This window comes from Arthrobacter sp. HMSC06H05 (assembly GCF_001807395.1).
Lineage (GTDB): Bacteria > Actinomycetota > Actinomycetes > Actinomycetales > Micrococcaceae > Pseudoglutamicibacter > Pseudoglutamicibacter albus.
In genome coordinates, this window is record NZ_KV788977.1 from 63,198 (window position 1) to 86,138 (window position 22,941).

Sequence of the window (22,941 nt, forward strand, 5' to 3'; positions counted from 1 at the left end):
TTCTGAGTGCTGTGCGTTCCCAGTCACGATGTTCTCAGCTGTGATGGTCTCAGTCACGATGCTCACAGCTGCGATGCTTGCTGTAATCGCGGCGTGTGTTCACGACCACGCTAACACCAGACTATTCCACATTCTGATCTTGTGTCTCAAAGATTGAGACGTTATGGTTTCTAGCATGTCACAAAACAGTGGTGTGGGCGTCATCGATAAAGCGACGATGATCCTTGATGCCCTCGAGTCTGGACCTGCAAGCCTCGCGGACCTCGTGGAGGCGACCCACCTCGCCCGGCCAACAGCCCACCGGCTCGCCCAAGCCCTAGTTCATCACGGCCTTGTGACCAAAGACCTTCACGGCAGGTTCGTTCTCGGCCCACGTCTATCTGAGCTAGCGGCCGCCGCAGGTCAAGACCGGCTTGTCTCCGCATCGCGCCCAGCTCTACAGCGCTTGCGGGAACTCACTAACGAAAGCACCCAGGTTTTCAAACGCCAAGGCGATCTGCGTGTATGCATTGCCTCCGCAGAGCGCCCCACTGGCCTACGCGACACTATCCCGGTGGGTACGCAACTGTCCATGGCCGCAGGTTCGGCTGCCCAGATCTTGCTCGCGTGGGAGGATCAGGCCCGCATCGTGCAGGGTCTTGAAGAGGCGCGGTTCACTGCGCATGACCTCGCGCGCGTCAAGAAGCGCGGCTGGGCACAGTCCGTGGGAGAACGCGAACGCGGTGTGGCCTCCGTGTCCGCGCCGATCTTCAGCCCGACCGGGAAGGTTGTGGCCGCGCTTTCGATGTCCGGGCCTGTTCAACGCATCAGCAATGACCCGGGGAAACGCTACGGAAGCATCGTCGCGCAAGTCGCTCATGATCTCAGCGCCTCAATCGCGGTCTAGGTTTGCAATCTAGGTTCTCAGTCTAAGTTCGCACCGCTGGCACCTTGAGGGCTCGTACTGCTTAGGGCTTATCTGTCGAATAGTGATCGAAACCTAGGTTTTCATCCAGGCGCTGCCCCTCCAGATAAATCCCAGACTGCCGGCCTGCCTGGTTCAGCTGTGTAACCTCGCCGATTCGTACGATGCTGACGCCCGGTAGCTGAGGCAACTCCGTTCCGGCGGGCACGGTGAATAAGAGGTTGAACTCCTCTCCTCCGTAGAGAACGTTGTGGCGCGCTTCTGCGCTCTGCAGGGCCCACGCTTGCCCCAACTGTGCCGCCATCCGTTCAATAGCTGCCTCATCCAGGACCATGTCTACCCCGCTGGCTTCGGCGATGCGCGTGGCGTCCCGCACTAGACCGTCGGAAACGTCGATGCCGGCGATGCGGTGGCCAGCTGCAGCTAGTGCTGGTCCGAGCTCCAGCGGCGGGGTGGGCATGAAGTGCGCCTCGAGAGCGCGAGCCAATTCGTCTTCGTCAGGCTGAGCGTGCTGCCTCGGCATGTGCTCTAGGGAAGGCTCTTGTTGCGTTCTGGAGTCCAGGAGCCGGTTCAGGGCAGTGCCGGATGTGCCTCGCAGCCTGCCTGCGATATAGAGCTGATCCCCTGGCCGGGCCGCGTTGCGGACGATGGGCCGGGCCTTACTATCGAGTTCCCCGACCGCAGTGATCGTGATCGAGATCGCTTCAGCAGCAGATACGTCCCCACCGAGTAGTTCCACACCTTCTGCCCCGAGTACCTCGCAGGCGTCCCGCATGCCTGCGGCGAATTCGCTGGGCCAACTCGCCGCAACATTCTTCGAGAGTGACAGGGACATCAGAAGAAAACGGGCCCGCCCACCCATCGCGTTAATATCGGAAAGGTTCTGCGCCGCGCACTTGAAACCAAGTAGCCGCGGGGATGTTTCGACACCGCTGGGCCACGCCTGCATAAAGTCTTGGCCTTCAACCGAGGTATCCATCGTCAAGACCAGGCGCGCGTTTGCGGCGAGTACGGCGGCGTCATCGCCGTTACCAACAAGCACTGCTCCGCGACCCCGAGCCTCATCAGGGCCTTGGACCGCTGAGTTCACGGAGCCCGCTGAGCTAGCGTTGGGCGCGAAGGCGCGGTTGATGGAGGCGATGATGGCTGCCTCGCCTAATCCACTGACGGTCCCCACCGGTTTCCCTTTCTGCGCACGATTCTGCACCCGTTTCTGCGCACATTTCTGCGCACGTGAATGAGTCACTAGCCAGATTAGGGTATAAAAAATCCCGGTGATGCGATCACCGGGATTTTTCTTGCGTGACCCCAGCGGGATTCGAACCCGCGTTACCGCCGTGAGAGGGCGGCGTACTAGGCCGCTATACGATGGGGCCGCTTTCGCGACACGCTACGCAGATCCTCAATGAATCTGCATCACATATTGAATTAGTGAACCGTGTGTTGCGACGTGACCCCAGCGGGATTCGAACCCGCGTTACCGCCGTGAGAGGGCGGCGTACTAGGCCGCTATACGATGGGGCCAAATGCTACTCCCCATCTCTTTAACCCACTGCTTGCCAGAACAAGTACGTGTGGGGTTTAAGGGGAATCGCTGATCTCTTCTGCCGTGAGGGCTACCCGCTTCCATAACAGCGGTGAGATCTTCGCTGGGATACCAGGACTCGAACCTAGAATAACTGAACCAGAATCAGTCGTGTTGCCAATTACACCATATCCCAATGTGCACTACAGCGTAGCACGATCAATATGAATTCTCATATTCAATTATGCTTACCCGGTTTTGCGAATCAGTATTCTCAAACTGCTCGCATTCACCGAGTGTTTTTCGTTGCGATCAAATGTTTTCTCGCGACGGCATGCGATTGTCTAGCCTACCCGAGACGAGGGAGGAAACCAAATCGGCTTCCTCCCTCGTGTCGAACGCCACATTAACGCCGGGTTTACTCCGCGTGGTTCTCGCGGAATGCACGCAGCCGCGCCAGGGTTGATTCTTTACCCAGAATTTCGAGGGATTCGAACAGTGGCGGGGACACCCGATGCCCGGAAACAGCGGTGCGGACCGGGCCGAACGCTAGGCGTGGCTTGAGCCCAAGGCCATCAATGAGGCTTTCCCGCAGGGCTTGCTCGATGTTGTCTACCGTGAACTCGGAGACCTTCTCGAGCGCGTCCGCTGCAACGTCGATGACCTCGCCCAGGTTCTCTGGCATGCGCTTGAGGGCGTCGTGATCCATCGTGATCTCAGCGTCTGGCTTGAACAGGAAGTCCAGCATCTTAGGCGCCTCGCCCAACAGTTGCATGCGTTCCTGGACCAGAGGCGCCGCCGCTTCAAGGATGCGCTGTTCGTCTTGTGTCAGCGGGTCCGAGACAAGCTCAGCGTCTCGCAGGTACGGGATCAAACGTTCAATGAAAACTTCAGGCGAAAGCCTACGGATGTGCGTTCCGTTGATGGCTTCGGCTTTCTTGACGTCAAAGCGGGCAGGGTTGGGCTGTACATCCTTGATGTCAAAGGCCTTGACCATCTCCTCCGTCGTGAAGATGTCCTCATCCCCGGAGATCGCCCACCCCAGCAACGCGAGATAGTTGACGAGGCCTTCCTTGATGAAGCCGGCGTCGCGCAGGTTGAACAGCGATGATTCCGGGTCACGCTTGGACAGCTTCTTGTTGCCCTGCCCCATGACGTATGGCATGTGGCCGAAACGCGGCAGGTATTCAGCGATCCCCAGCTCGATCAGCGCGCGGTAGAGCGCGATCTGACGTGGGGTCGAGGACAAGATATCTTCGCCGCGCAGAACGTGCGTGACACCCATGAGCGCGTCATCAACCGGGTTGACCAGCGTATACAGAGGCGCGCCGTTGGCGCGGGCCACCACGAAGTCAGGAACCGAACCGGCTGGGAACGTGATCTCACCGCGGATGAGGTCCTCGAACGTAATGTCCTCGTCCGGCATCCGCAGACGGAACACGGGCTTGCGGCCCTCGTCACGGAAGGCTTGCTTCTGTTCCTCGGTGAGGTCGCGATCGTAGTTGTCATAGCCTAACTGGACGTCCTGCCCAGCTGCCTGGCGGCGTGCCTTGACTTCCTCCGGGGTCGAGAAGTCCTCATACACGTATCCGCCGTCGATCAGCTTGCGCAGAATATCAGCGTAAATATCCATGCGCTGGGACTGGCGGTACGGCTCTTGCGGCCCGCCCACGCGGATGCCTTCGTCCCAGTCGATCCCGAGCCACTCCATCGCGTCGATGACCTGGTTGAAAGACTCTTCAGAGTCGCGCGCGGCATCCGTGTCCTCGATGCGGAAAATCAGGGTTCCGCCCGTGTGGCGCGCATAGGCCCAGTTGAACAGGGCGGTGCGGACCATACCGACGTGCGGGGTGCCGGTGGGTGAAGGGCAGAAACGAACGCGAACAGGAGTTGAATCGGAAACCGTAGGAAGCGACGCAGTAAAGCTCATGATCCTTTATCTTAGTAGGTCGTTATCAACGATGAGGGCAACCAACGATGAAGACAAGCAACGATGCGAGGCAAGCAACGATGCGAGGCCGTCAACCGAGCGGTTGCCGGCTACATCACGCGATTCGATAGCGTGCCGATGCCTTCGATGGTGACCTCAACGGTCTGCCCCTCCTGCAGTAGCCCGACGCCTGCCGGGGTTCCGGTGAGCAGCACATCGCCTGGAAGTAGCGTGAACGCTTCGGAGGCTTGCGCGATCAGGCCCGCGACCTGGGTCAGCATGTCACGGGTATTGCCGTCTTGGACCGTCTTGCCATCCACTGTGGTGGTGATCGCCAACGCATCAGGGTCCAATTCGGTCTCGATCCACGGACCCAATGGAACCGACCCGTCAAAGCCTTTAGCGCGGGACCATTGACCATCGTTGCGTTGGGCGTCCCTCGCGGTGAGGTCATTGGCGATCGTGTACCCGAACACGACCTCGTGGGCGTTCTCCGGCGGGACGTCTTTACAGATCCGGCCGATCACAACAGCGAGCTCCCCCTCGTAGGAGATCTCATCGGAGAAATCCGGGAACCGGATGGGCTCCCCCGGCCCCAAAACCGCGGTGTTCGGGATCAAGAACATGACTGGCCGGGCGGGGGCTTCCCCACCCATCTCGCGGGCGTGCTCGGCATAGTTCTTGCCGAAACCCACGACCTTGGAACGCGGGATAATCGGCGCGACCAAACGCACATCATCTAATGCGTGCACGGTCTGGGTTGGCTGGACGCCGTGGAAGAACGGGTCACCAGCTAGCTCGATAACCTGCTCGACTTCCACGAGTCCATAGAACGGGTCATCATCAATGACACAACGGGCAATACGCATGAAACCAGCCTACTGGGTCTACTGGAGCACGGTTGGGTACGGGACGTCAGCGGTACGGGGACGTCAGCGGTGCGGGGACATCAGCGGTGCGGGGACATCAGGCGAGCTGATGCAGCCAGCCGCGTGTGTCATCGACCGCACCGGTCTGTACACCGAGGAGGTCGTGGCGGATTGTTGCCCACACGCCGTCCTGTTTCACTTCCGGCATCGTGAGGGTCATGTCCCGGCCGCGTAGCTGCGAGATCGGTGTGATGACCGCGGCGGTTCCGCACGCGAAGACTTCATCGAGGGTTCCTTCATCGAGGCGCTGTTTCCACTCTCCGAGCGTGAAGGTACGTTCCTCGACAGCCAGGCCCTTCTCTTGTGCGAGCTCGAGCACTGAGGAGCGCGTGACGCCGTGCAGGATTGTGCCGTCCAACGCTGGGGTGACCAGAGTCTTGCCGTTATCGATCACGAAGAACACGTTCATGCCGCCGAGTTCCTGTACCGCGTGATCGTTTGTTGGGTCGGTGAAGAGGACCTGCTGGCAGTCGTTGGCTTCAGCTTCGAGTTGGGCGATGAGCGAGGCCGCATAGTTGCCGCCGCACTTGGCTTCGCCGGTGCCTCCGTGGCCTGCGCGGGCATAGGTTTCAGAGAGCCAAATCTGAACCGGTTTGAGCTCGCCGCCAAAGTAGTTACCGGCAGGTGAGGCGATCACGCGGAACTCATAACGATGCGATGGCCGCACGCCCAGGAACGCTTCGGTTGCGATCATGAACGGCCGCAAGTACAGCGATTCGCCGTCACCGTCCGGGATCCATGCTTCATCGGCACTCACAAGTTCCTGGATGGCCTGCAGGAAGACATCCACCGGCAGTTCAGGCATTCCCAAACGGACCGCTGAGCGGTTCAGACGGCGTGCGTTGGATTCGGGGCGGAAGCTGTACGCGCCGCCGTCCTTGTGGCGGTAGGCCTTGAGTCCTTCGAAGACTTCTTGGCCGTAGTGCAGAACAGCGGCGGCTGGGTCCAGCGCGACCGGGCCATATGGAACTACTCGCGCGCTGTGCCAGCCCTTGTCAATATCCCAGTCGATAATGACTTGGTGATCCGTGTAGTGGGTTCCGAAACCCGGGTCTTGCAGGATCTTTGAGCGTTCCTCGTCCGAGGTCGGGTTGGTCGTGAGCGTGCGGGTGAATTCCACTGTTGTGCTCCAGTTCCGATACGTTTCACCGCTCTTGGTGGCGGCTCGTGATGTGTTTGTTCGGCGACACAGACGCTGAGTCTGCATGCACCTGTAGGTAACCCCTTTAGGTAACCCTAGTCCCGCGCCTACCCTATGCGGTAGAGCAAGACCGTTGATGGGAGTTTGAGGCCGCGCTATGCGCTCAGCTGCGCGATGATCGCATCGCCGATTTCGGTGGTGGCTCGCTGCGGCGCGGCGGGCGCATCAACGAGTGCAGCGAGGTCGCGTTCGACTGCCGCTTCGATCGCGTCGGCTTGCTCGCCTAGCCCTACGTGGCGCAACAGGAGTGCACCGGAGAGGATCGCGGCGGTCGGGTCTGCGATGTTCTTTCCTGCGATGTCTGGCGCGGATCCGTGGACTGGCTCAAACATCGACGGCGCGGTTCCATCCACGTTGATGTTGCCGGAGGAGGCGAGCCCGATGCCGCCGGTGACGGCTCCTGCGAGGTCGGTGAGGATGTCGCCAAAGAGGTTATCGGTCACGATCACGTCAAAGCGGGCTGGGTCTGTGACCATGAAGATGGTTGCCGCGTCGACGTGCAGGTAGTCCACGATGACGTCTGGATAGTTCGTGGCTTCTTCGTTGACGATGCGGTTCCAGAGCTTGCCGGCGTTGACCAAAACATTGTGTTTGTGGACCAGCGTGAGCTTCTTGCGGCGTGCGGTGGCGCGTTCGAAGGCGTCGCGGACTACGCGGCGGACGCCGTGGGCCGTGTTGATCGATACTTCGGTTGCGATCTCGTGCTCGGTTCCCGTTTTGAATTGGCCGCCGTTACCTGCATAGAGACCTTCGGTTCCTTCGCGGACCACAACAAAGTCGATCTGGCCAGGTTCACTCAGTGGGCTCACGGAACCTGGGAAGAGCCTGGATGGGCGCAGGTTCACGGCGTGATCGAAGGCGAATCGAAGCTTGAGCAGGATCTCGCGTTCGAGGATGCCTGATGGGATCCGTTCGTCGTTGGGGGCGGCACCTACCGCGCCGAAGAGGATCGCTTGGTGCTCACGGAGTTGCTCGAGGGTTTCCGTGGTGAGGGTTTCTCCGGTTTCGAGCCAGTGCTCAGCGCCGAGGTTGTATTCGGTGGTCGCTACGTCAACATCGGTGTTTTCCAGCGATGCCATGATGACTCTGAGGGCTTGGCTAACAACTTCGGGGCCGATGCCGTCGCCGGGGATCACTGCCAAATCAAGTGTGCGCATCATGGCTTCCACAATACGCCCTCGTCCACAATATGAGCCAACATCCCACTATGTGGGACGCGTTTATGACGGCCTCGGCACAGCACGGCTATGCACCCAAGTACCGTCGCTCCGTGGCGCCGCCGCGCGTCATACCCTGGTCGCAGTCAAAAGTGCCTCTTACTCATTAGAGTGTGGTGTATGGCCCAGACCGCTAACACTCGCCCAGGCAGGATAAGGCGCACGGAAACGTGGATCCGCACACATCCGGTGAGGATCGATATGATGCAAGCCGCCTGCATGGCCCTGTTCGTCAGCTTCATCTTCTGGGCGGCGGGTCCTCTCCCGCTGGGCCCGCACATGCCAGACCCAGAAAGCGGTGAATACCTTCAGGGGGCACCTGCGCTGCCATTCTGGCCGCTATTCCCCTATGCCGTGCGTCGCGCCACCGTACTCCTGGTGGGGCTAGTGTTGTGCGCTGCATGGGCTATTCGCCGCTATAAACCTGGCGCTGCGCTGGTGACCGCGGTGATCGCATGCCTTGTGCAAGTGTGCGTTGTCGCCGACCGGTCCCCCATGCTGATCCTCGTGCCTCCCATTATTTATTCTTCTGCCGCGCACGGGAGCCGTTGGGTCTCGAACACAGCTTTGGTTGCGGGGCTCCTCGGTTCCATTGTGGCAGTCGTGTTCTTCATGACACACGACGTGGAGTATCGGTCTGCCTTGGACTACGCGGCAGCGCTGATTGGGCATTGGCTCGTCGTGGCGGTCGCGTGGCTTCTCGGTCGCCTATCTTTCGAACGGCGCGCACGTTTCGAAGCTGAAAAGCTGCGGATGAAGAGGCTCATCGACGAGCAGATCAGGGAGCGTGAATTCGCTGCAGCGGATGAGCGGCGTCGTATCGCTCGGGAGATGCACGATGTGGTGGCTCATTCGCTCTCGGTCATCGTGACTCAGGCAGACGGCGGCCGATATGCGGCCGTCCAGCGTCCGGAAGTAGCGTGCGAGGTTTTGGAGACGATCTCTCAAACGGGACGTGAAGCGTTGACCGAGATGCGCTCACTATTGGGGGTTTTGAGGGATGAGGGCGATGAGGCCCGCAGAGCCCCCGCCCCTGGTTTTGATCGGCTTGATGAACTCGCCTACACCGCGAGCGCAAGTGGTATTGAGACCTCGATTGAGTGGAAGCACTCCCCTGCCGGTACGTTGCCTCCCGGTGCTGAGTTGGCGGTGTATCGGATTGTTCAAGAGGCGTTGACGAATGTTCGTAAGCACGCGGTTGCGCCTACGCGTACAGATGTTGTTCTGACGTGGATGGCTGGCGGGCTTGCGGTGACGGTTGCGAATGATTCGCTGCCACCGAGAGGTCCTCAGGCCCAAGGTGCTTCTCAGACGCAGGGTGTTGCCAGCGCAGATGCTTCAGATGCCCCGCCTCCGGTGACTGTTGGGGTTGCCGCCGCATTGCCATCGAGTGGACGCGGACAGGTTGGTATGCGCGAGCGGGCTGAGCTGTATGGGGGTAAGGTTGCTTTCTCGGTTTTGCCGGGGGGCTATCAGGTGTATGCGTTCATCCCGTATGCCTCGGATGAGCTTGCTAGTGCGTGAGCACGCCATCCTTGAATCAATAAGTCGTTAGGTATGAAAGTGATTGAGCCGGGCTTGGGCTTGGAAGGTTGTGGGTTTGGAGGGTTCCATGGAGCGGATTAAGGTTGCGCTGGTTGATGATCAGCAGTTGGTGCGTTCTGGTTTTCGAATGTTGATTGATTCGCAGCCTGATTTGTGTGTTATTGCGGAGGCCTCTGATGGTCTTGCGGTGTGCAGGCCGCCGGCAAGTGGAGCCTCCGTTGGTGATGCGGATGTTGTTTTGATGGATATCCGTATGCCTGGAATGGATGGGATTGCCGCGACCACGCAGTTGCTTTCAGATGCGGCTCGGCGTGGTGTGGAGGCCCCGCGGGTTTTGATTCTGACGACGTTTGATTTGGATGAGTACGTTCTTGATGCGATTGCGGCTGGCGCTGCCGGGTTCTTACTCAAGGATGTTCCTCCGGAGGATCTGCTGGAGGCGATCCGCACTGTGTTCCATGGTGGTGCGGTGGTTGCGCCGAGTTCTACTAAGCGGCTTCTGGACCATATGGCGCCTCTTTTGCGTTCTCAGGCTCAACAAGACGGGGCGTCGGCTCAGGACCTTCTGGAGCTTCTGACGGCGCGGGAGGCTGAGGTTTTCAAGCTCATGGCTGAGGGTTTCTCTAACACGGAGATCGCTGAGCAGCTGTGTTTGTCTGAGGCCACCGTCAAGACACACGTGGGCCGCGTTTTGTCCAAGCTTGAGGTCCGTGACCGCGTTCAGGCTGTCGTCCTTGCGTATAAAACAGGCGTCGTGACCCCTTAAGCAGGTCATCTGTTGCCGCTTCGAGGCCATGTCATACCTGAGTATGACATGGCCTTGCGTTTTTCCATCCTGGTGGTCGATGATCACAGATCGCGTGGAAATTACTGTAGAAGCATGACTACACAACCTCCATCATCTGAAGCACACATCGGTTCGCACGCGGCTCAGCCGGCAGTTGCAGCATGGAATCTCACCAAGATCTTTGGTGAGGGCTCTACTCAGGTCACGGCTTTGAACAACGTAACTGTGGGTTTTACCCGCGGTAGGTTCACCGCGATCATGGGCCCTTCGGGTTCGGGTAAGTCCACGTTGATGCACATGCTGGCAACCCTGGATCGCCCTACGAGCGGGGCATTGTCACTGGGTGATACTCGCGTGGACACCATGAATGAAGACGAGCAGACCCGTATGCGCCGCGAGCGCGTGGGTTTCGTGTTCCAGGCGTTCAACCTGGTTCCAACCTTGACGGCCAAGCAGAACATTCTTCTTCCGCTTGAGCTTGCAGAACAAAAGCCGGACATGGCTTGGTTCAACGAGCTCGTTGAGCGTTTGGGTCTGAGCGAACGTTTGAACCACAAGCCACACGAGCTCTCGGGTGGCCAGCAGCAGCGTGTTGCTGTGGCACGTGCATTGCTGTCCCGTCCCGATGTGATCTTCGGTGACGAGCCGACCGGTAACTTGGATTCGGAGTCCGGTAGCGAGGTGCTGACCTTGTTGCAGCGCGCAGCGCACGAATACGGCCAGACCGTAATCATGGTGACGCACGACCCGCAGGCTGCTTCCTACGCTGACCGTGTCTTGTTGCTCTCTGACGGTGTTATTGCCGGCGAGATCAATCACCCGACAGCCCAGGGTGTGGCTGAAGCACTCGCTCAGTTGGGGGCCAAATAATGAATACGATTGCACGCGCGAATGTGCGCGCTTATCTGCGCCGCTATATAGCGGTAATCCTCGCTGTGACGATCGGTGTTGCGTTCCTCAGCGCTGTCATGAACTTCTCGACCTCCTCGAAGGCGAGCCTCGCCAATTCCCAAGGCCAGGTCTATTCACAGTCTGATGTTGTCGTGCAGGTGAAGGATACCGGCAAGTCTCAGGGGGACCCTGAAAAAGCAGCACAGGGGCTGGAGCAAATCGACAAGATTGTGACCTCGAACGGTTCGGTTGCTGATCATGCGATGTATCAGAGCGCAATGATCTTCTCACTCGGCGGAGGCTACGATCCTCTGACCCTCTATGCAGTCAAGGGAGATTGGAGCCTGTTCGGTTTCAAGAAACTCGAAGGCGAATTCCCTGATGGCAAGAGCATCGGTATCTCCAAGGAGATCAAACAGCGCTTCAAGGGTTCTCAGGACTCAAGCGCGCCGGCGCTGACCTTGGGATACTCGCCGGATTCTGACGGGCAGGAGCAGGACCCGGAGGAAGCTAAGCCGCAGAAATACGAGGCCAACGGTGTATTTGAAGACTCTATGATGATCGATGACGTTGGTTTGCCTCTGGTCTTCATGGACTATAAGCAGGCTGAAGCCTCAGGCCTGTTGATGGGCTCTCCCGAGCCGGTGTACCTGCTCAAGCTCACCCCGGGTAGCAACCCGGATGAGATCGTACGGCAGATCAAAACCGCCGTGCAGAAAGCAGGCATCGAAGGCGTCACGGTTGCAACACCGGAGCAGCTGCTCGAGCAGTCGATGGAGAACATCGGCTCCTCCATGGTCTTCGTCACCGTAGCGCTCTTCGCGTTCGTGCTGCTCTCGGCAGTGGTGTGTGTGCTCGTCACATCGAACACGTTCACCGTGGTTTTGGCTCAGCGCACCCGCGAACTTGCGTTGCTTCGCACGATCGGTGCTAACTCGAAGCAGATCAAGTCCATGATGCGCACCGAAGGCCTCCTGGTCGGGTTGATCGGCGGCGTGGTTGGTGTTGCGCTCGGCATCGCGCTGATCGCCGGCGGTGGTTCGATCATGGCTTGGGTTACTAAGTCTTCGACGTTCCAGTTCGCATTCAACTGGTGGTCCCTCCCAGCCGGTATGGTCCTGGCCGTGGTCATGACATGGCTTGCCTCGATCCGCCCGGCAAAGAAGGCTTCCAGCCTCTCCCCGATCGCTGCCCTCCAGCCGCAAGAAACCGTGACGGTCGGTAGCCGTAAGGGCAAGAAACGCATCACCACCGGTGTGCTGCTGATCCTGTTGGGTGCCGTTTTCATCGGCATCGGCATGGCTGGGCCTGCGGTTCTCCCTGTCGAAGATGACGCCGACACTGCCGCGGTGTTCTTCTTGGTCGTCTTCCTAGGGTGCGTGCTGGCCTTCCTCGGCCTGCTCGTTGTCGCGACCTTCCTCGTGCCGTTCCTTGTGGGGCAGGCCGGTAAGCCCTTCGCTGGGAAACCGGCTGGAAAGCTCGCCGGGCTCAACGCGGTACGCCACCCAGCCCGCACAGGTGCGGTCGGCTCCGCACTGATGATCGGTGTGGTGTTGGTTGCGGCATGCCTCACGGGTATGTTCAGCCTCAGGGCCACGATGAACAACATGATCTCCAACCAGTTCCCGATCGATGCCAAAGTCTATTTCGAAGAGGACAAGCTCCCGACGGATAAGACGCTCGAGAACGTTGCCAAGGCTAACGAGGTCGAGGCAGCAGTGTTGGTCAAACCTGCGAAGCTCACGGAAGACCAGATGGCCGAGACCTCCTGCAGCGCCCTCTATGTTGGCGATGTCGAGGCGTTGAAGAAGGTCGTGCCTTCGAACGTGCCGTTGCCTGGGGCAAACGAGTTCGGCCCGGTCGGAAAACTTGAGGAAGCTCTTCCGCTGAAGATCAAGGGCACCACGCTCAAGCCTCACGGTACCGCCTCGAGGGCAGCCGTTCCGTGCATGATCGATATCCAGACCGCTCAGAAGCTCAACATCGAGACGCTTGATGAGCAGACACAGATCTGGGCCAAGCTGGACGAAGACGTCAAGCCGACGACCGCCTCTGAGGTGATCGCCAACGCAGCACACGTAACCCCACAGAACCTTGAACTGGCCGCACAGGAAAAGGAAGCGTACGACGCCACCATCATGACCTTCACGCTGATCGTGGTTGGGCTCTTCGGTGTCGCGGTCCTCATCGCGCTGGTGGGTGTCTCTAACACCCTGACACTCTCGATCCTCGAACGCACCCGCGAGAACGCTTTGCTGCGAGCCCTTGGCCTCACCCGCAAGCAGCTACGCTCAATGCTGTTCCTCGAAGCGTTCCTGATCGCAGGCATCACAGCGCTGGCGGCAGTGATCTTCGGTACCTTGTTCGGCTACTTCGGGTCCACCGCTCTGCTCCGTTTAATGGATGGTGCAGAGTTCACGATCCCGTGGATCCCGCTGTTCATCCTGTGGGTAGCAACCGTGGCGATCACCATGCTGGCAACGGTATTGCCAGCACGCCGCGCGGCCAAGATCACTCCAGTTGAGGGGCTCGCCGTCGAGTAAACGCTCACGAAGCGTTATAGCGGCTAGCTACATAAAAGCGGTGGGGCAGGTTTACATTCATGTGAACCTGCCCCACCGCTGTAGTCCAGTTACGCTAGCTAACGCTGTGGTTCCACAGCGTTAGCTAGATTGGGGCTCCTCATAGCGTGGGAAGATCGGTTGCGGCTTCGGCAGCGGCGTGCCCGCCTCGACTGTGCTATCGAACGCCGCGAACGTGCGCATCGCGCCCTGGCGGACACCCAGCACATCCAACATGCGGGTCATCGAATCCGGCATGACCGGCTGAGCGAGCAACGCGACCCGCCGCACCACATCCAAGGTCACAGCCAACACCACCGACATGCGCTGCGGGTCTTCCTTGCGCAAGACCCACGGAGCCATCTCAGCGAAATACGAGTTCGCATCGTGCAGTACCTTCCACTGCTCAGCAAGGGCCAGCGAGAACGCCTGCTTATCGTAATGAGCTCGGGCCGAGTCCAGCAGACCCTTGGCGGAAGCCAACAGCTGCGTATCAGCCTCCGTCAGATTCTCAAGTGCTGGCATCTTCCCGTCAAGATTCTTAGCGACCATCGAAAGGGAACGCTGCGCGAGGTTACCGAGGTTATTAGCCAACTCCGCGTTCATGCGGTTCACAATCGCCTCATGCGAATACGAACCGTCCGCACCGAACGGCACTTCACGCAAGAAGAAGTACCGCATCGCATCCAAGCCATAATTCTCGATGAAGTCAGCCGGACCCACCGTGTTACCGAGAGACTTAGACATCTTCACGCCATTATTGTGCAAGAACCCGTGAATCATGATGCGCTTGGGCAACTCGATGCCAGCAGACATCAAAAACGCAGGCCAGTAGATCGCGTGGAAACGGGAAATATCCTTACCGATAATGTGCACGTCGGCCGGCCAGTACTTGCTGAACTTCTCCCCCGCGGTATCTGGGTAGCCCACGCCCGTGACGTAGTTCGTCAACGCATCAACCCACACATACATCACGTGCCCCGGCGCATCCGGAACCGGGATACCCCAGTCGAAAGTCGTGCGCGAAATCGAGAGGTCCTCAAGCCCACGCTCAACGAAACGAATCACCTCGTTGAACCGGGAACCCGGTGCCGCGAACTCCGGCTGCTCCTTATACAGCTCAAGCAACGGCTCAGCGTACTTGGAGAGACGGAAGAAATACGATTCCTCTTCCGTCCAGGTCACCTCAGTTTCCGTCTCGGTCGCGTAGCGGACCCCATCCTCACCTACGTGGGTCTCTTCCTCGTCGTAATAGGCTTCATCACGCACCGAGTACCAGCCCGCATAGTGGCCCAAATAGATATCGCCATTGGCCTCCATGGCCTTCCAGATCGCCTGGGCGGCAGCCTGGTGATCCGCATCAGTGGTGCGGATGAACCGGTCATAAGAAATACCCAAAGCATCCTGCGTGGACTGGAACCGATCCGAGTTCACACGAGCCAACTCCATCGGGGTGATGCCCTGCTTTTGGGCAGTCTGCATCATCTTCTGGCCATGCTCATCAGTGCCCGTGAGGAAGTAGACGTCATAGCCATCCAGACGCTTGAAACGCGCCATCGCGTCAGCCGCCACGAATTCGTAGGCATGCCCGATGTGCGGTTCCCCGTTCGGATACGAGATAGCCGTGGTCATGTAGAACGTTTTATCTTTACCCAGATCAGTCACGCCGCGATTCTATCGAAATGAGGTGTGGGATGGGCGTACATGACACCCATCCCACACCGTTCCTCACACCGTTCCCAGCTCTGCGCCCTGGACCACGCCCTGCACCGTTGCGGTGCCTTGATGCGCCAGAGCTAAGTCAGGTTTTAGTACTCTTCGAGGTCGACCTCGCGAGCAACGCTCGCGCCGATCTGTTCACCGATGGTTTCCAACAGGCCCTCCGGCAGGGCGTCATCAATCGTGACAACCGCGGCGGACTGGCCCTGCTCATCGGCCGGGGCCACCTGCATACCGCCAATGTTGACGTTGTGCTCCCCCAAGACGCGACCCAACGCACCCACAACACCCGGGCGGTCCTCATAACGCAGAATCAACATGTGGTCCTCGATCGGGATCTCAAGGTTCTGCCCGAACACTGCGGTGAGCTTCTGGATCTGCTTAGGGCCCGTCAATGTGCCGGTCACCGACAACGCAGCTCCGGAGGCCAAAGCACCCGAAACCACGAGCTTATTGCGGTAGTCCTCAGAGACCTCGGTGGTAGTCAAGCGGGTTGCGACACCACGCTGTTCCGCAAGAACAGGCGCGTTGACGTAGGAGACCCCCTGCGAGACAACATCGGTGAAAACACCCTTGAGGGCGGCGAGCTTGAGGCTCGTGACGTCCTTGGAGGCGATCTCACCAGCCACCGTGAGTTCAACCGAGGTCAAACGCTCACCCTGCGCGAGTGCGGAGAAAATACGGCCGAGCTTCTCCGCCAACGGAATACCAGGGCGTACGTCCTGATCGATCACGCCACCGGCAACGTTGACCGCATCCGGAACCAGCTCACCTGTGAGAGCCAAACGGACGGACTTAGCGACAGCCACGCCAGCCTTCTCCTGGGCCTCAGCGGTCGAGGCACCCAAGTGCGGGGTCACCGAAACGTTGGGAAGCTCAATGAACTTGATGCCCTGGGCAGGCTCGGACGTGTAAACATCGATGCCCGCACCGGCGATCTGGCCTTGGGTCAACGCCGTGTAGAGTGCCTCCTCGTCGATGAGGCCGCCACGGGCGACATTGAAGACGAACGCGGTGTCTTTCATCCGCTCGAACTGTTCGGTTGAGATCATCCCGGTAGTCTCCGGGGTTTTCGGCATGTGGATCGTGATGAAGTCAGCCTGAGCGAGCAGTTCATCGAGCTCCACGAGCGTGACGCCCAGCTGCTGTGCACGAGCCGGGGTCACGTAGGGGTCATATGCGACGAGCTTCATGCCGAATGCGGCGAGCCGTTCTGCAACAAGCGCACCAATGCGGCCCAAACCGATGATGCCAGCGGTCTTCTCAAAGAGCTCGACACCCGTGAATGCCTTGCGGTTCCACTGCCCCTCTTTCATCGAAGCGTTAGCGGCAGGAATATTCCGGGCCGCAGCAATGATGTGGCCCACCGTCAGTTCAGCTGCGGAAATGATGTTAGAGGTCGGCGCGTTAACAACCATCACACCATCCTGGGTGGCCGCCTTGATATCGACGTTGTCCAAGCCGACACCGGCACGCGCAATCACCTTGAGGTTCTTAGCCGCGCTGATCGCGTCCGCGTCCACCTGCGTGGCGGAGCGAACCAAGATCGCATCGACATCAGCGATATCGGTGAGCAAACGGTCACGGTCCGCGCCATCAGTCCTGCGGATCTCAAAATCTGGGCCCAACGCTTCAACGGTTGCGGGCGAAAGTTCTTCTGCAATCAGTACAACAGGCTGAGTCTGAGCCACGAACGTGATCCTCTGTTCGATCGATGGGGTTATGTCACTGGTTTATCAAGCGTGTTCAGCAGGCATTCCGCACTTCCGGCGGAATCCCACTGCACCTAACGCTATCTTCCCCACAGCCAACTGCCACCCAGGTTTCGCTGGTATGACACACAGCACGCTTCATGAAATGCAATATAACGATGCGGTTGCCGGCTTGATCTGCCCGCCTGATCTGCTGGACGGTCCTCTTCCGGCGAGACAGTTAAACGCGGCGGCGGGAAAAGAACCATGGGTTCTTTTCCCGCCGTGAGGCTCACCGTTCATGCTAGCGAACGGCTGGAGCTGGACTTAGCGAGCGGCAGTGCCCTCGGTGTAGTCCGAATCGGTGTCTTCCATCCAGGAGAACAGCTTGCGCAGCTCGCGGCCGGTCGCCTCGATCGCGTGGCCTTCCTGTTCCTTACGCAGCTTCTGGAACTCGGTGGCGCCGTTGTTCTGGTCATCCATGAAGCGCTTGGCGAAGGTGCCGTCCTGGATGTCCTTCAGAACAGCCTTCATGTTTTCCTTGACCGATGGGTCGATCACGCGTGGTCCGGAGACGTAGTCACCGAACTCAGCGGTATCGGAAATCGACCAGCGCTGCTTGGACAAGCCGCCTTCAACCATGAGGTCAACGATCAGCTTGAGCTCATGCAGTACCTCGAAGTATGCGATCTCTGGAGCGTAGCCGGCCTCCGTGAGGGTCTCGAAACCGTACTGGACCAGCTGGGATGCGCCACCGCACAAAACAGCCTGCTCACCGAAGAGGTCAGATTCGGTCTCTTCAGTGAAGGTCGTCTCGATGACACCGGCGCGGGTAGCGCCAATACCCTTAGCCCACGCCAGAGCGATCTCCTTGGCATCGCCAGTCGCATCGTTCTCAACGGCGATCAACGCTGGAACACCGCGGCCGGCTTCAAATTCGCGGCGGACAACGTGGCCTGGGCCCTTAGGAGCAACCATGATCACGTTGATGTCCTTGCCCGGCTCGATGTAGCCGTAACGGATGTTGAAACCGTGGGCGAAGACGAGGGTGTCGCCTGCCTTGAGGTTGTCCTTGATGGACTCCTCGTAAACCTTGGCCTGAACCTGATCTGGAACCAAGATCATGATGACGTCAGCCTCAGCCGCGGCATCAGCAACGTTGAGGACCTTGAGGCCTTCAGCTTCAGCCTTAGCGCGGGACTTGGAGCCCTCAGCAAGACCAACACGGACATCCACGCCCGAATCACGCAGCGAAAGCGCATGAGCGTGGCCCTGGGAACCGTAACCGATAACGGCTACCTTCTTATCGCTGAGCTTGCTCAGATCTGCGTCTTCTTCGTAGTACATGGTGGTGCTCACGAAACCATTCCTTACAGTTTGAGTTCTTCTAGGTCTAAAAATTTTCTCGGTCACTTATCGGCTACGATGTGTCGCAACTCGATGCCCCAGATCGATGCCCCAGCTAGGCCGAAATCGAGTGCAAAGCCCGATGCGACAGCGACTTGCGTCCGCGTGCGATAGCCAACGTTCCAGCCTGCACGATCTCGCGGATACCGAACGGCTCCAAAACGTCAAAGAGTGCAGAGATTTTCTCGCCCGAACCGGTCGCTTCAAGCACCACGGTGTCCGGTGAAACATCCACCACACGGGCACGGAAGTAATCCGCCGCCTGCGTCACCTGGGTGCGTGTCTCCGCGTCAGCGTTGACCTTGATCAGCACATGCTCACGCTGCACGGAGTGTGTCTGCTCAAGCTCAACAATCTTGATCACGTTGACGAGCTTATTCAGCTGCTTAGTCACCTGCTCCAATAGCTTCTCATCCGCCTGAACCACTACGGTCATGCGCGAAAGCCCTGGAGTCTCGGTGGGGCCTACAGCCAAAGAATCAATATTGAATGCACGGCGGGCGAAGAGGCCAGCGACGCGAGTCAACGCACCGGGGACGTCCTCGACCAGTACCGATAAAGTATGGCGTGCCATTGATGTAGTCCTATTCCTCTTCCCACTGAGGCGTCATGCCTCGTGCCACCTGAATCTCGTTATTTGAAACACCTGAAGGGACCATCGGCCACACCATGGCGTCCTTGGAGACGATGAAGTCGATCAGCACGGGGCGGTCGTTGATGGACATCGCCTTCTCGATCGCCGCATCGATCTCGTCCTCTGTCTCCACACGGATACCAACGCAACCGTAGGCATCCGCCATCTTCACGAAGTCCGGGACGCGGATCGAATCCTTACCCGTGTTCAGCTCGGTATTGGAGTAGCGGCCGTCATAGAACAGCGTCTGCCACTGCCGAACCATGCCTAGCGACGAGTTGTTGATGAGCGCAACCTTGATCGGGATCTTGTTGATCACACACGTCGCCAGCTCCTGGTTAGTCATCTGGAAGCAGCCGTCACCATCGATGGCCCACACAACACGGTCCGGGTTACCGACCTTGGCACCCATCGCCGCCGGGATCGAATAGCCCATAGTGCCCAAGCCTGCGGAGTTCAGCCACTGGCGAGGCCGCTCATACTTCACGAACTGAGCAGCCCACATCTGGTGCTGGCCAACACCTGCAACATAGATCGCTTCAGGACCAGCAATCTCACCCAGACGCTGGATGATGTGCTGCGGGGCGAGCGCGCCGTCGGTTGTCTTGGTGTAGCCGAGCGGATATGTATCGCGGATGCGGTTGAGGATCTCCCACCACGGCTCAAGATCCGGGGCTTCCCCCTCATCCTTGCGTTCGCGATACGCCTCGGTCAGGTCCGGGAGGATCCTCTTCAGATCCCCCACGATCGGAACATCAGCGTTACGGTTCTTAGAGATCTCCGCCGGATCCACATCCACGTGGATCACGCGTGCTTCCGGTGCGAAAGAATCCAGCACGCCGGTCACACGGTCATCGAAACGCGCTCCGAGGGTGATCAGCAGGTCCGCCTGCTGAAGCGAGGACACCGCAGCAACTGAACCGTGCATACCCGGCATGCCCAGATGCTGATCGTGGGAGTCCGGGAACGCACCGCGGGCAGTCAGCGTGGTCACCACGGGTGCGCCCACCAGCTCGGCAAGCTCACGCAATTCTTCGGCCGCATCGGCCTTGATCACGCCACCACCGACATAGAACACCGGGCGGATCGAGGAGGCGATGTATTTAGCGGCCTCACGCACCTGCTTGATATGACCCTTAGAGGTCGGCTTATAGCCTGCCATGGCTGGCTGCGGAGGCCACGTGAACGTCATCAGGCCTTCTTGGGCGTCCTTGGTCACATCGACCAGAACCGGGCCGGGACGGCCTGTGGTCGCCAGATAGAAAGCCTTCGCGAGCGTGTCCGGGACATCCTGGGCGTTGGTCACCAGGAACGAATGCTTGGTGATCGGCATCGTGATACCCACGATGTCAGCTTCTTGGAACGCGTCAGTACCGATGACCTTGGAGTTCACCTGACCGGTAATAGCGACCATCGGGACGGAGTCCATATGGGCATCCGCGAGCGCGGTCACTAGGTTGGTTGCACCTGGCCCGGAGGTTGCGATCGCGACACCCGGACGGCCAGTCACCATCGCATAACCCTGAGCCGCGTGCCCAGCCCCCTGTTCGTGGCGCACCAGCACGTGGTTGAGTTCCGGTGCCTCCAACAGCGGGTCATAGGTTGGCAGAATAGCTCCACCCGGAAGACCAAAGACAGACTCAATACCTAGTTCCTGAAGGGAACGCACAATAGCCTGCGCGCCCGTCATCTCAATCGGATCTACGCTCCGATTAGGCCCCATGACGTCCACCGCGTGCCCGCGGGGGTGGTGTGTCTTGCGGGAGTTCTTTCCCGCAGACGCATCGGATGCAGCGTTCGCCTGCCCCATGATGCTGTCCCTTCTCACCGAGTGATGTACTAGTAGCTGTGTTTGGTACTCCCGTGCCGATGCGCAACTGGAAGGTCATCCCGGATGCGCTACTCCCGCTCGCGTTGTATCGCGGCCGGAAAGCGAGGCCGACCATGTGGCCTCAAGCACGTTTCCCAATCGTCTCAATAGTGATCTAGGACATCCAAACCGAGCCCGTAACAATCTCACATACTGGACCACAGACCAGTATGTGAACGCTTCACACGTGCGTCATACGTCTTAAATCAACAGCACCCGCCTCGCTGCGCATGTTTGACTAGAGACATGCCAGCACTTCGTTCACGCACAGTCACCCACGGCCGCAACATGGCAGGAGCCCGCGCACTCATGCGCGCATCCGGTGTCGCCAACCAGGACATCGGCAAGCCGATCATCGCCGTCGCCAACTCCTTCACAGAGTTCGTGCCAGGCCACACCCACCTAGCCCCCGTGGGCCGCATCGTCTCCGAAGCGATCCACAACGCAGGTGCGGTCGCACGCGAATTCAACACGATCGCAGTCGATGACGGGATCGCGATGGGCCACGGCGGAATGCTGTACTCGCTACCAAGCCGCGACATCATCGCCGACAGCGTCGAATACATGGCCAACGCCCACTGCGCAGACGCGCTCGTGTGCATCTCCAACTGCGACAAGATCACACCGGGCATGCTGCTAGCCGCACTGCGCCTCAACATTCCCACCGTCTTCGTATCCGGCGGCCCCATGGAATCAGGCCGCGCCGTATTGACTGACGGGACCGTGAAAAGCCTCGACCTCGTCAACGCGATCGCTGACGCCGTGGACGAATCCGTATCTGATGCCGACATGCTCTCGATCGAAGAGAACGCATGCCCAACCTGCGGTTCCTGCTCCGGCATGTTCACCGCGAACTCGATGAACTGCCTCACCGAAGCGATCGGGCTTGCACTCCCTGGCAACGGCTCCGTTCTGGCAACCCACACCGCGCGCAAGGAGCTATACGAACGCGCAGGGGCCACCATCGTGGACATCACCAAGCGCTACTACGAAGACGACGACGCTTCCGTTTTGCCGCGCAACATCGCAACCCGCGAAGCCTTCGATAACGCAATGGCACTCGATATCGCGATGGGTGGCTCAACCAACACGATCCTCCACCTGCTTGCCGCAGCACAGGAAGGCGAGGTCGACTACACCCTGCCGGACATCGATAAGAAGTCCCGCGAGGTCCCGTGCCTGGCCAAGGTTGCGCCCAACGTTGCCGGTGAGCGGACCTACTACATGGAGGACGTCCACCGGGCAGGCGGCATCCCTGCCCTGCTCGGGGAGCTCAACCGCGCCGGCATGTTGCACACCAACGTGCATGCCGTACACTCCCCCGACCTCACTAGCTGGCTCGATGAATGGGACATCCGCGGCGGCAAAGCCAGCGAAGAAGCCCAAAAGCTCTGGTATGCAGCCCCGGGTGGCAAGCGTTCCTCGTCCGCGTTCTCGCAGTCCGAAGTGTGGGACAGCCTTGACACCGACGCGGAAAATGGCTGCATCCGCAACGCCGAAAACGCATACTCCGCCGACGGCGGCCTCGCTGTTCTGCACGGCAACATCGCACGCAACGGATGCGTCGTGAAGACCGCCGGCGTGGATGAATCCATCTGGACGTTCTCCGGCCCAGCGGTGGTGTGCGAATCCCAAGACGAGGCCGTCTTCAAGATCTTGTCTAAAGAGATCAAGGAAGGCGACGTAGTTGTCATCCGCTATGAAGGCCCGCGCGGTGGCCCAGGCATGCAGGAAATGCTCTACCCAACCTCGTATCTGAAAGGCCTGGGACTTGGCGCGAAGTGCGCCCTCATCACCGACGGCCGCTTCTCCGGCGGCACTTCGGGCTTGTCTATCGGCCACGTCTCCCCCGAAGCCGCCTCGGGTGGCGAGATCGCGCTCATCCAGGACGGCGACACCATCACGATCGACATCCCCAACCGCTCAATCCAGCTTGAGATCTCAGACGAACAGATGCAGGCCCGCCGCGCTCAACTCGAGGCCGGCCACGGATACCAGCCGCTCAAACGCGACCGCGAGGTCAGCCGCGCGCTACGCGCATACGCGCTCATGGCCACCTCAGCCGACCGCGGAGCCGTGCGCGACATCAGCGCGCTGGAACGCATCGCACGCCCACAAGATCTCTAAACC

16 protein-coding genes and 3 tRNA genes are annotated in these 22,941 nt (G+C 59.5%); 6 read left to right on the forward strand and 13 right to left on the reverse strand.

The window, feature by feature from the left end; genetic code table 11:
* The first annotated feature begins 175 nt into the window (after positions 1-175).
* On the forward strand, positions 176-886 hold the full coding sequence (locus HMPREF3160_RS02880; protein ID WP_070490571.1) for an IclR family transcriptional regulator: 711 nt from the start codon (positions 176-178) through the stop codon (positions 884-886).
* A gap of 61 nt (positions 887-947) precedes the next feature.
* Here the strand turns inward: HMPREF3160_RS02880 and thiL are convergent, their stop codons facing one another.
* The 8 genes from thiL to HMPREF3160_RS02920 all read right to left on the reverse strand — a co-directional run bounded on the left by thiL (position 948) and on the right by HMPREF3160_RS02920 (position 7,649).
* Positions 948-2,150 (reverse strand): thiamine-phosphate kinase, encoded by a 1,203-nt coding sequence (gene thiL, locus HMPREF3160_RS02885; RefSeq protein ID WP_176744685.1) that lies wholly within the window; start codon positions 2,148-2,150, stop codon positions 948-950.
* A gap of 57 nt (positions 2,151-2,207) precedes the next feature.
* Positions 2,208-2,280: transfer RNA gene (locus HMPREF3160_RS02890), tRNA-Glu, on the reverse strand.
* A gap of 75 nt (positions 2,281-2,355) precedes the next feature.
* Positions 2,356-2,428 (reverse strand) — tRNA-Glu (locus HMPREF3160_RS02895).
* A gap of 125 nt (positions 2,429-2,553) precedes the next feature.
* A tRNA-Gln gene (locus HMPREF3160_RS02900) sits at positions 2,554-2,625 on the reverse strand.
* Between the two features lie 222 nt (positions 2,626-2,847).
* Positions 2,848-4,359 carry a glutamate--tRNA ligase gene (gltX, locus tag HMPREF3160_RS02905; protein WP_070507003.1) on the reverse strand — a complete coding sequence of 504 codons (1,512 nt, stop codon included), beginning with the start codon at positions 4,357-4,359 and terminating at the stop codon, positions 2,848-2,850.
* A 110-nt stretch (positions 4,360-4,469) separates the two neighbouring features.
* Positions 4,470-5,228, reverse strand: coding sequence for a fumarylacetoacetate hydrolase family protein (locus HMPREF3160_RS02910; RefSeq protein WP_070507006.1), 759 nt, complete (start codon positions 5,226-5,228; stop codon positions 4,470-4,472).
* A 97-nt stretch (positions 5,229-5,325) separates the two neighbouring features.
* Positions 5,326-6,408 carry a branched-chain amino acid aminotransferase gene (locus HMPREF3160_RS02915; RefSeq protein WP_070507009.1) on the reverse strand — a complete coding sequence of 361 codons (1,083 nt, stop codon included), beginning with the start codon at positions 6,406-6,408 and terminating at the stop codon, positions 5,326-5,328.
* A 176-nt stretch (positions 6,409-6,584) separates the two neighbouring features.
* Positions 6,585-7,649: a 3-isopropylmalate dehydrogenase gene (locus tag HMPREF3160_RS02920; RefSeq protein ID WP_070507012.1), complete on the reverse strand. Its 1,065-nt coding sequence runs from the start codon at positions 7,647-7,649 to the stop codon at positions 6,585-6,587.
* Positions 7,650-7,826: 177 nt separating this feature from the next.
* Between HMPREF3160_RS02920 and HMPREF3160_RS02925 the strand changes: the two genes are divergently transcribed.
* The 4 genes from HMPREF3160_RS02925 (at position 7,827) to HMPREF3160_RS02940 (ending at position 13,472) form a co-directional block, all read left to right on the forward strand.
* Positions 7,827-9,230, forward strand: a complete 1,404-nt coding sequence (locus HMPREF3160_RS02925) for a histidine kinase (protein WP_176744686.1) — start codon at positions 7,827-7,829, stop codon at positions 9,228-9,230.
* A gap of 88 nt (positions 9,231-9,318) precedes the next feature.
* The gene (locus HMPREF3160_RS02930) at positions 9,319-10,017 is read left to right on the forward strand and encodes a LuxR C-terminal-related transcriptional regulator (RefSeq protein ID WP_070507184.1); all 699 of its coding nucleotides are present in this window, start codon (positions 9,319-9,321) and stop codon (positions 10,015-10,017) included.
* Between the two features lie 114 nt (positions 10,018-10,131).
* Entirely contained in the window at positions 10,132-10,908 is a 777-nt protein-coding gene (locus HMPREF3160_RS02935) for an ABC transporter ATP-binding protein (protein ID WP_035757203.1), read from the forward strand.
* Positions 10,908-13,472: an FtsX-like permease family protein gene (locus HMPREF3160_RS02940; protein ID WP_070507014.1), complete on the forward strand. Its 2,565-nt coding sequence runs from the start codon at positions 10,908-10,910 to the stop codon at positions 13,470-13,472. Before HMPREF3160_RS02935 ends, HMPREF3160_RS02940 begins: the two co-directional genes overlap by 1 nt.
* 120 nt (positions 13,473-13,592) lie before the next feature.
* Here the strand turns inward: HMPREF3160_RS02940 and metG are convergent, their stop codons facing one another.
* The 5 genes from metG to HMPREF3160_RS02965 all read right to left on the reverse strand — a co-directional run bounded on the left by metG (position 13,593) and on the right by HMPREF3160_RS02965 (position 20,751).
* On the reverse strand, positions 13,593-15,155 hold the full coding sequence (gene metG / locus HMPREF3160_RS02945; RefSeq protein WP_370977393.1) for a methionine--tRNA ligase: 1,563 nt from the start codon (positions 15,153-15,155) through the stop codon (positions 13,593-13,595).
* Between the two features lie 143 nt (positions 15,156-15,298).
* Complete coding sequence (gene serA, locus HMPREF3160_RS02950) at positions 15,299-16,900, reverse strand: phosphoglycerate dehydrogenase (RefSeq protein WP_070507016.1); 1,602 nt, start codon at positions 16,898-16,900, stop codon at positions 15,299-15,301.
* Positions 16,901-17,227: 327 nt separating this feature from the next.
* The gene (gene ilvC / locus HMPREF3160_RS02955; RefSeq protein WP_035754776.1) at positions 17,228-18,247 is read right to left on the reverse strand and encodes a ketol-acid reductoisomerase; all 1,020 of its coding nucleotides are present in this window, start codon (positions 18,245-18,247) and stop codon (positions 17,228-17,230) included.
* Positions 18,248-18,362: 115 nt separating this feature from the next.
* Positions 18,363-18,881 (reverse strand): acetolactate synthase small subunit, encoded by a 519-nt coding sequence (gene ilvN / locus HMPREF3160_RS02960; protein ID WP_070490383.1) that lies wholly within the window; start codon positions 18,879-18,881, stop codon positions 18,363-18,365.
* Between the two features lie 10 nt (positions 18,882-18,891).
* Entirely contained in the window at positions 18,892-20,751 is a 1,860-nt protein-coding gene (locus HMPREF3160_RS02965) for an acetolactate synthase large subunit (protein ID WP_070490384.1), read from the reverse strand.
* Between the two features lie 306 nt (positions 20,752-21,057).
* On the opposite strand from HMPREF3160_RS02965, the gene ilvD reads away from it, so the two are divergent.
* A complete protein-coding gene (gene ilvD, locus HMPREF3160_RS02970) occupies positions 21,058-22,938 on the forward strand; it encodes a dihydroxy-acid dehydratase (RefSeq protein ID WP_070490386.1) in 1,881 nt (626 codons plus the stop codon).
* The last annotated feature ends 3 nt before the right edge of the window (positions 22,939-22,941 follow it).

What these genes read in the sequence shown, in the direction of transcription:
- HMPREF3160_RS02880 (WP_070490571.1), top strand. Translation starts at nt 176, where the DNA reads ATGTCACAAAACAGTGGTGTGGGCGTCATCGATAAAGCGACGATGATC.
- gltX (WP_070507003.1), bottom strand. Translation starts at nt 4,359, where the DNA reads ATGAGCTTTACTGCGTCGCTTCCTACGGTTTCCGATTCAACTCCTGTT.
- HMPREF3160_RS02910 (WP_070507006.1), bottom strand. Translation starts at nt 5,228, where the DNA reads ATGCGTATTGCCCGTTGTGTCATTGATGATGACCCGTTCTATGGACTC.
- HMPREF3160_RS02920 (WP_070507012.1), bottom strand. Translation starts at nt 7,649, where the DNA reads ATGATGCGCACACTTGATTTGGCAGTGATCCCCGGCGACGGCATCGGC.
- HMPREF3160_RS02925 (WP_176744686.1), top strand. Translation starts at nt 7,827, where the DNA reads ATGGCCCAGACCGCTAACACTCGCCCAGGCAGGATAAGGCGCACGGAA.
- HMPREF3160_RS02930 (WP_070507184.1), top strand. Translation starts at nt 9,319, where the DNA reads ATGGAGCGGATTAAGGTTGCGCTGGTTGATGATCAGCAGTTGGTGCGT.
- HMPREF3160_RS02935 (WP_035757203.1), top strand. Translation starts at nt 10,132, where the DNA reads ATGACTACACAACCTCCATCATCTGAAGCACACATCGGTTCGCACGCG.
- HMPREF3160_RS02940 (WP_070507014.1), top strand. Translation starts at nt 10,908, where the DNA reads ATGAATACGATTGCACGCGCGAATGTGCGCGCTTATCTGCGCCGCTAT.
- ilvC (WP_035754776.1), bottom strand. Translation starts at nt 18,247, where the DNA reads ATGTACTACGAAGAAGACGCAGATCTGAGCAAGCTCAGCGATAAGAAG.
- ilvN (WP_070490383.1), bottom strand. Translation starts at nt 18,881, where the DNA reads ATGGCACGCCATACTTTATCGGTACTGGTCGAGGACGTCCCCGGTGCG.
- HMPREF3160_RS02965 (WP_070490384.1), bottom strand. Translation starts at nt 20,751, where the DNA reads ATGGGGCAGGCGAACGCTGCATCCGATGCGTCTGCGGGAAAGAACTCC.
- ilvD (WP_070490386.1), top strand. Translation starts at nt 21,058, where the DNA reads ATGCCAGCACTTCGTTCACGCACAGTCACCCACGGCCGCAACATGGCA.